At 65.7% G+C, this 6811-nt stretch carries 5 protein-coding genes and 1 pseudogene; 4 read left to right on the plus strand and 2 right to left on the minus strand.

Going from position 1 to position 6811, the window contains the following annotated elements:
• The first annotated feature begins 394 nt into the window (after nt 1-394).
• The 3 genes from AB0927_RS40695 to AB0927_RS40705 all read left to right on the plus strand — a co-directional run bounded on the left by AB0927_RS40695 (nt 395) and on the right by AB0927_RS40705 (nt 3103).
• The gene (locus AB0927_RS40695) at nt 395-1039 is read left to right on the plus strand and encodes a transposase (protein WP_366672917.1); all 645 of its coding nucleotides are present in this window, start codon (nt 395-397) and stop codon (nt 1037-1039) included.
• A gap of 537 nt (nt 1040-1576) precedes the next feature.
• Entirely contained in the window at nt 1577-1774 is a 198-nt protein-coding gene (locus AB0927_RS40700) for a helix-turn-helix domain-containing protein (protein WP_366672918.1), read from the plus strand.
• Between the two features lie 132 nt (nt 1775-1906).
• A complete protein-coding gene (locus AB0927_RS40705; protein ID WP_366672915.1) occupies nt 1907-3103 on the plus strand; it encodes a tyrosine-type recombinase/integrase in 1197 nt (398 codons plus the stop codon).
• A 475-nt stretch (nt 3104-3578) separates the two neighbouring features.
• Here AB0927_RS40705 and AB0927_RS40710 read toward each other — a convergent pair.
• Both AB0927_RS40710 and AB0927_RS40715 read right to left on the minus strand, forming a co-directional pair.
• A pseudogene (locus AB0927_RS40710) lies at nt 3579-4387 on the minus strand (IS5 family transposase).
• 69 nt (nt 4388-4456) lie between these two features.
• On the minus strand, nt 4457-5458 hold the full coding sequence (locus AB0927_RS40715) for an IS630 family transposase (RefSeq protein ID WP_366672919.1): 1002 nt from the start codon (nt 5456-5458) through the stop codon (nt 4457-4459).
• A gap of 260 nt (nt 5459-5718) precedes the next feature.
• On the opposite strand from AB0927_RS40715, the gene AB0927_RS40720 reads away from it, so the two are divergent.
• Nucleotides 5719-6811, plus strand: a 1093-nt coding sequence (locus AB0927_RS40720) for a hypothetical protein (RefSeq protein ID WP_366672916.1), incomplete at its 3' end; no start/stop codon positions are given.

Genomic DNA, 6811 nt, shown 5'->3' on the forward strand with positions numbered 1-6811 from the left:
CTGCACACCTACAATCACCACCGCGGACACACCGCGCTGAAAGGCCAACCACCCGCCAGCCGCGTCCCCAACCTCACGGGTCAATACACCTAGGTCTCAGCTGACTAGGGTGGTTTCCCTGCGGACCGCGTTGTCGTGCCAGTCGGGGTACGGCCCTTCCTTCGTAACGGTGGAGGGCGGTTAACGCATCGCACCAGGTTCCTCGTGGTGCGCCGAGTCCGGTTTGCCGCCCCGTCTCCAGCGCGAGAAGTGCTTGTCCTCTTCCGCCTGGCGGTCGGTCACCCGGCGGCCGTCCACAGCTCTCACGCGAAGGACGGCAGGTCGCGGGAAGTTGGGCGGCCAGGTCGATCAACCCGGTATTGCGGCTCAGCCGTCCTCGGGCTGTTCCGAGTTGATGCAGTTGTCGAGGTGCCCCTTGTCCCTCTGTCCTCGTCCCGGTGAGCAAGTCCGGTCTCTGAGCGCGCAGATCGCGCGGGCGAGCAACCCGGGTGGTACGACGGTGATATGGGTACGTGACCGCCTCGACGGGCTGTGGAATGACGAGGACTTCGCCGACTGGTATCCGCGCGACGGGCGACCCGGCCTCTCACCCGCCCGACTGGCCACCGTCTGCGTGCTGCAGTTCCTCCTCGGCTTATCGGAGCGGCAGGCCGCCGAGGCGGTGCGCTGCCGCATCGTCTTCAAGTACGCCCTTGCGATGGAGCTCGCTGATCCTGGCTTCCACCACAGCGTGCTGTCCGACTTCCGCGAGCGCCTCGCCGAGGGCGACGGTGCCGACCGGCTCCTGGACCTGGCGCTGGTTCGGCTCAAGGGCGCCGGGCTGGTCGGGAGCGCATTACATAGCGCACCGACTCGACCCACGTCCTGGCCGCAGTGCGCGACGCGACCTGACCCGAGGTGTCATGCGTGGCCAAGGATCTCGACCTTAGCGGGAGGTAGGGCTCACCGAACTCGAAACATGACGGCAGCGCTGTGTCCGTGCGTTGCCCTGACCGCAGGCAGGCCGGTGGCTGCCCGTCTTCGGACGAGGGGGCTCTGAGGAGGATTCGTGTGGCGCCGCTCCACAACGAGCCGAAGGCCGTCCTGCCGACGAAGCATCCTCCTGCCGTGCTCCGTTGGCATTCGCCCACGGCAGACGAGAAAGACTCTCGAAAGACTGGAACCTTCTCCGGGGACTATGTCAACGTACAACACCCCGCAAGCATGAGGCCGGTAACGGGCCTACTCGATAGCCAGATGAGGAGTTCCACTCTACCGACGCACGCCCTTCGACGGGTTCAGTGGGTCGCTTCGGCAGTGCTGACTCCCGGCGCGTGGAACACGTCGCTGTCCAGACCTATTCCGTGCGGAGGCGTGACTGCGGCTCAGGACAGGTGCTCTAACCAAGCACGAGGGCAACATAGACGACGATCGCCGGTTAGCCAAACCGGCGATCGTGAGGACCATTGAGGGTGCTCGCACTCAGCTGACCTTGGCACGGAATCCATGGCGGGTGCCAGTAGGTAGTGCTGCAATCCAAAAAATGGAAGGTCCCGCACGGGCTGCTGCTTTTCTGATGGCAATGTTTACCGTGGAGATGGTAGGTGTGATCTTGACGCAGGGTGGAAGTTACCGACTTCTAACGCCGACTGAGGTGGCCGATTGGTTGAAAGTCAGTGAGTTGACGATCAAGAACAAGTATCGAGCCTGGGGGCTGCGGCCTCAAAAGGTCGGTCGGCTCTTGAGGTTTCGCGAGCGCGACGTCGTCGCGTATCTGGAACGGAAGTATGGCTAGTAGTGAAACGCACTCTCTTGGAGGTCTGGCAGGTGGTCCGGTAGGGTGGCTCGAGTTTTCCAGAAATGCAAGGAAGACGCGAAGAGTGGTAGCTATCCTTGTACCGCAACTCGCTGCGGCCACCCCTGGACGGTGCGCTACCGGGAGCCTGGTGGGCGGGGCGGACGGCAGCGAGAGAAATCCTTTGAGAAGAAGGGAGCCGCCGAATCCTTTGCCGCCAAGGTGGAGCGGGAAAAGGATCTCGGAACGTATATTGCCCCCACGGGCCTACTCGTCCCTCTTGTAGCCGTGTACCGCGAGTTCATTGACTTCGGGAGCCGGGTGAACGGAACGCGGTATCAGTACGAGACGAGTCTTCGCCTCCACGTGGAGCCCTACTTCGGAAATACCGCCATTGGCGCCGTCAAGCCAAAGCATCTCAATGCGTGGCTGAAGTGGATGGTGGAAGAGCGCGGTTATCAGGAGAGCACGGCGATCAATCGCTATGAGACGCTGGCCGGTGTCTTTAGCTTCGCCGTCGCCAACGAGTACATAACCAAGAACCCGTGCCAGCACGTCCGCACCGGTCGCCAACGAGTGAAGCGCAGGGTCAAGAAGACGATCCGCTTGCCGACCTTGGCGGAGATCGAGGCGATTGAGCAGCACCTGCCTGGGCCCTACAAGCTGCTCGTGTGGCTCATGGCCGGGTGCGGCTTGCGCATCGGTGAGGCGTGCGCTGTGACGTTGCGCCAGTTCGACTTCGAGAGCGGCATGCTTTATGTCGACCGCCAGGTCACGCAGGATGGCGCGAACGAGGAGCCCAAGACGGCAGTCCAAAGGGCCATCACCAAAGGGAGGGGCCGTGCCCACTGCGTCCGCCATCTCAAGTGGCGTGATCTGGACGAGGGCCGAGCGGTTCCCGTGCCGCCTACGATCGCCGCAAAGGTGCAGGAGCATGTTCGGCTGCACGGCACCTTTCGGGTGGAGGAGGGACTCAACCGCTTGGAGGGCGACTACCTCTTCGCCAACGTCGGGCGCACCAACATCCTCATGTACTCCCTCGTCGACCGGCTGTGGCGTAACGCGAAGAAGGCGGCGGGCATCTCGCGGAGGATCACTACGCACTGGCTCCGGCACTTCTTCGCCTCCGCCGGCCTGTCGAAGGGCGTTCCGGTGACGGACATGGCTGAGTGGCTGGGGCATCGCGACCCGAGGGTCACCCATCAGACCTACGCGCACGTGATGCCTGATGCCCCGGAGCGCTTGAGATCTCTGATGGATGCCGTCTTCACGATGCAGACCGAGCTCGATCTGCCTCTCGAGTTCGAGGCAGTGGTCGAGGCGGCCTGACGGGACTTGGGAACGCGTGGTGCCTTCGGCCAGACATAGGGCTGAAGGCACCACACCACTCGATGGTGGTCCCGATGAGACTGGCGGCGACGATCCTGGGGAGACCGGCGGGGGCTGGGGGAGCGGTGGTTCCGGAGGCCATGTGCGCCACTTCCTCGTGTGCGGTGGGGACGGGTACGTGTCGGCACACGGTAGGAAGACGCAGGTGAGGGGCACATGTGGTGGGGCAACATGGTTCGAGGGCCGGCTATGCGTGTGGCCACCATGCCGACTCAGGGAAGAGCGGTTTGGGGGATCGAAGTGAGCGAAACGAGCGCCATGCGAGATGTGTAGTTCGGGGTATTTTGACGGTGCGGTGCTGACTCCCGTGCTGGTTTGGTGCTGACTAAAAGCCCGCGTCATCACCCGTCTTCACCTCTCCCGTGCTGACTTGGTGCTGACTACGCTCCGTTGAACTCGGACATCTTGGGGCTGATCAGCTCAGCGCCGTTGCGCGGCAAGTGGCCGAACCTGCGAGTCCAAGAAAGCCCAGGTAGTTGCGGGGATTACGTTCGTAGCGGGGGCTGAGTCGGCGGTAGCCGGACAGCCCCGACATGGTGCGCTCGATCACTCAACGGTGACGCCCCAGACGCTCGCTGGACTCGATGCCTTTGCGGGCGATGCGCACGCCGATCCGCTTGCCGCGGACCCATTTACGCAGGTCGGGCTGGTCATAAGCCTTGTCGGCGTGGAGTTTTCGGGGCTTGTAGTGTCGGCCCCGATCGGGGTCGTGTCTCGATTGGAGCCCGGCGATCATGGGCTTCAGCCCCTGGCTGTCGTGGGTGTTGCCACTTGAGATACCGACTACGAGAGGCAGTCCCGACCGGTCGGACAGGACATGCATCTTGGAACCGGGCTTACCCCGGTCCGCGGGGCTCGGACCTGCAAGTTCGCCCCCTTTTTCGCCCTCACATGGGCGGTGCCGAGGACCACGCGGGAGAGATCGAGCAGGTCTTTGGCCGAGAGTTTGTCGAGCACGGCCTGGTGCAGCCGGCCCCACACCCCAGCACGGGACCAGATCAGAAACCGGCGGTGGGCAGTCGACTTCGAGACGCCGAAGCACGGCGGCAACGCTCGCCAGGCACACCCGGACACCAGGACGTAGATGATCGCGGCGAAGAGCGTCTCATCAGGTGTGTCCTGCGTTCCGCCGCCCTGAGGCCGCACCTTCGACGGCGGGATCAGCGGCCTCGCGATCTCCCATAACCCGTCCGGAACAATCCAACTCCACTTACCCCGCCCCATGCCGAATACAACGACGCCTCACCACATAGGACACGGTCTAACAGGACATCTCATTTGGCTTGTTATTGATCAGAAACTCATGGGGTTCTCGTCCAGGACGTAGCGGACGTGTGGGCCGCCGAAGTAGCCGCGGACGATGTGTGGCTGGCGTTGTCGTCTGCGGAAGAAGCGGCGGGTCTCGGCAGCGAGTTCGGCCTGATCACGGGCTCGGTGCTGCTTGGGCAGGCTGTGCTTGAGGTCCGCGTTGACCAACTCGTCGGGATTCAGCTCGGGCGAGTACGGGGGCAGGAAATGCAGTTCGACGTCGTCGGGGTGGGCGGCGAGCCAGTCACGGACCTTCTTGGAACGGTGGGCGGAGTGCCCGTCGACCACCAGGTGGACCTTGTGGTCGAAGTGGCCGGCGAGCCGGTCCAGGAAGCGGCACATCACTTCGGCGGTGAAGGTCTCGGTGAAGACCATGAAGTGCATCCGGCCCTTGGTGCTGATCGCCGACATCGCGTTCACCGAGAACCGGTTCCCGCTCCGCCGCACGACGGGGGTCCTGCCCTTCTCGCCCCAGGTCCGGCCGGTGACCTGGTCGGATCGGATGCCGACCTGGTCGGCGAAGAGGATCTCGCCGCCGTCCTTCCTCGCCTTCGCGCGGATCTTCGGCCAGGCCTCCTGATGCCAGCGCCGGACGGCCTCGGGGTCCTGCTCGACGGCCCGTTTGTCCGGGCGCTGGAATGACAGACTCAACCGCTTCAGATACTTGCCCACCCCCGGTTCGGTCAGCCGCACCCGGTACAGCGTCGCGATCAGCTCACCCACCAGCCGCCGCGTCCACAACTGACCGGAAAGCCCCACGTCACAGGGCCGGTGGTCCAAGACCGCCTGCCGCACCGCGGCCTGCTCGGCCTCCCCGAGCACCTGGTGCACCCCGACCCGCTTGCCACGCGGGCGCATGACCAACGCGTCCCGCCCGCTGGCCTGCCACTTCGTCCACCACGTGTCGACCGCCTTCAGCGACACCCCGAACACCGCCGCCACGTCCTCACGGGCCCGTCCCGCCACCAGCGCGGCCACTGCCCGCAGCCGCAGGGCCTCCTGCGCCGACGGCGACAGATGCCGCGCGTCCCCCACCAGATCGCTCACACCCACCCAACGACCCAGAACCCAAACCGTTTCTGATCAATAGGAACGACGGCTGGGTGGGGTGGTGGCCAAGTAGCGGTATGGGGGAGCTCCGACCGGGGGGTCTCGGGTTGCGGTCCGGGGTGTCGTCCGGTAGAGGCCCCGGCCAACCCGTAGATACGAGGATCGTGAAAGCTTCTTCCTATCCCATGGGGTCGCAGTTGGGGGGCCGTGCGCGCGCCGCCCTGACGGCTGTGCTGGCCGCGCTGGTCGCCGCGCTGTGCCTGACCGGGCTCGCCGCCCCGCCCGCGAGCGCGCAACCGTCCCCGCCGACCGGCACCGCGCTGGCCTGGGGGTGGAACGTCGTCGGTGAGTTGGGGAACGGCACCACCACCAACAGCAGCACACCGGTCCAGGTGCACCTTCCCGCCGGCACCCAGCTCACCGCCATCTCCACCCGCGACTTCCACAATCTGGCGTTGACCTCCGACGGCCGCGTCCTCGCCTGGGGCGGCAACAGCGTCGGGGAGCTGGGGGACGGGACCACCACCAACCGCACCACGCCCGTCTACACGGATCTCCCCGCCGGCACCACGGTCACCGCCATCGCCGCCGGCAGCGAGCACAGCCTGGCGCTGACGTCCGACGGCCGCGTCCTCGCCTGGGGGAGCAACTACTACGGGCAGCTGGGGGACGGGACCACCACCGACCGCCACACGCCGGTCGAGGTACACCTTCCCGCCGGCACCACGGTCACCGCCATCTCCGCCGGCTACCACCACAATCTGGCGCTGACGTCCGACGGCCGCATCCTCGCCTGGGGATCCAACGACCGCGGGCAGCTGGGTGACGGCACCACCACCAACAGCAGTACGCCGGTCGAGGTGCACCTCCCCACCGGTGCCCAGGTCACCGCCATGGCCGCAGGCGGCTACCACAATCTGGTGCTGACGCCCGACGGCCGTGTCCTCGCCTGGGGATACAACCGCGACGGGGAGGTGGGGGACGGGACCACCACCGACCGCACCACGCCCGTCTACACGGATCTCCCCGCCGGCACCACGGTCACCGCCATGGCCGGCGGCGGCCAGCACAGTTTGGCGCTGACGTCCGACGGCCGCGTCCTCGCCTGGGGATACAACAGCTCCGGAGGGTTGGGGGACGGGACCACCACCAACAGCAGTACGCCGGTCGAGGTGCACCTCCCCGCCGGCACCACGGTCACCGCCCTCGCCGGCGGTGGTTACCACAGTCTGGCGCTGACGTCCGAGGGCCGCGTCCTCGCCTGGGGGTACAACGTCTTCGGGCAGTTGG

It is taken from the genome of Streptomyces sp. NPDC048106, assembly GCF_040706415.1.
Lineage (GTDB): Bacteria > Actinomycetota > Actinomycetes > Streptomycetales > Streptomycetaceae > Streptomyces.